At 58.2% G+C, this 1,365-nt stretch carries 1 protein-coding gene; it reads left to right on the top strand.

All coding sequences use genetic code 11. The features are described 5' to 3' along the window. Positions 1–52 precede the first annotated feature (52 nt). Positions 53–1,303: an IS256 family transposase gene (locus tag ACIP21_RS28670; RefSeq protein ID WP_400694979.1), complete on the top strand. Its 1,251-nt coding sequence runs from the start codon at positions 53–55 to the stop codon at positions 1,301–1,303. Positions 1,304–1,365: the final 62 nt, after the last annotated feature.

Genomic DNA, 1,365 nt, shown 5'->3' with positions numbered 1-1,365 from the left:
GAGGGTGTCAGAAATTTTGTGTTCGGGCATAACATGAGTAAGAGGTGCATGTATGCCAACAAAAAAGAAACCGCTCCGTGAGTTACCAAAGGTCCCGAAAGAGCTGCTTGAGCAGTTTTCCGCGACCCCGCTGATGACCGCAGAAGCCATCGAAGAGGCCTCAGCAGCGTTCAAGAAGGCGCTGATCGAGCGAGCCCTGAACGCCGAACTGGGTCATCACCTGGGCTATCCTCCGGGCGCGCAGCGCCCGGAGGATGAAACCAACCAGCGCAATGGCACGAGCGGCAAGACAGTGCTAACCGGTGATGGCCCGCTGCGGCTGGATATCCCGCGCGACCGGGATGGCAGCTTCTCGCCCATCCTGATTCCCAAGCATGAACGTCGTTACACCGGTTTCGACGACAAGATTATCGCCATGTACGCCCGTGGGATGACGGTCAGAGAAATCCGAGCCTTTCTCTCCGAACAGTACGGAACAGACGTCTCACCCGACTTCATCAGCTCCGTGACCGACGAGGTCATGGAGGAGATTGGCGCGTGGCAACAGCGCCCTCTGGAGCCGATGTATCCGGTCATTTTCTTTGATGCTTTGCGGGTCAAAATCCGCGAGGAAGGGCTGGTTCGCAACAAAGCGGTCTACTTGGCGCTGGGCGTTTTGCCTGATGGCACGCGCGACATTCTGGGTATCTGGATCGAGAACACCGAAGGTGCCAAGTTCTGGATGAAGGTGTTCAACGAACTCAAGACACGCGGCGTCGAGGACGTGCTGATTGCCGTGACCGACGGCCTCAAAGGCATGCCAGAGGCCCTCAGCGCGGTATTCCCAGGCACGACGCTGCAGACCTGCATCGTGCATCTGATCCGCAACAGCCTCGATTATGCGGCCTGGGACAAGCGCCGAGTGCTGGCCAAGGCCCTCAAACCGATCTATCAGGCCGTCAACGCTCAGGCGGCGGAACAGGCGCTGGATGAGTTTGAGAGCGGGCCTTGGGGCACGCAATATCCAACAGTGGTGGCTGCCTGGCGACGGGCGTGGGATCGAGTGATTCCGTTCTTTGTTTTCCCGCCCGCCATCCGGAAGGTGATCTACACCACCAATGCCATCGAAAGCATCAACGCCCAGCTACGCAAGATCATCAAGACCCGTGGCCACTTCCCGAACGACGACGCGGCGACCAAATTGATCTGGCTGGGGCTGCGCAACATCACAGCCAACTGGGGCTCGGCGGCGCATGATTGGAAGAGTGCGATGAATCAATTTGCGATTCTGTACGGAGATCGATTCATCAGGCCAACTTGGTGAAAATTAGGGCCTGCCTGACGGCAGGCCGTTACCGGCCCGCACACAAAAAATCTGACACTCCC

The organism is Pseudomonas sp. NPDC089401, from assembly GCF_044749485.1.
Taxonomy (GTDB): Bacteria; Pseudomonadota; Gammaproteobacteria; order Pseudomonadales; family Pseudomonadaceae; genus Aquipseudomonas.
Note: the sequence above shows the minus strand (reverse complement) of the source record. Positions and strands in the feature narration are given on the sequence as shown.

What these genes read in the sequence shown, in the direction of transcription:
- ACIP21_RS28670 (WP_400694979.1), top strand. Translation starts at nt 53, where the DNA reads ATGCCAACAAAAAAGAAACCGCTCCGTGAGTTACCAAAGGTCCCGAAA.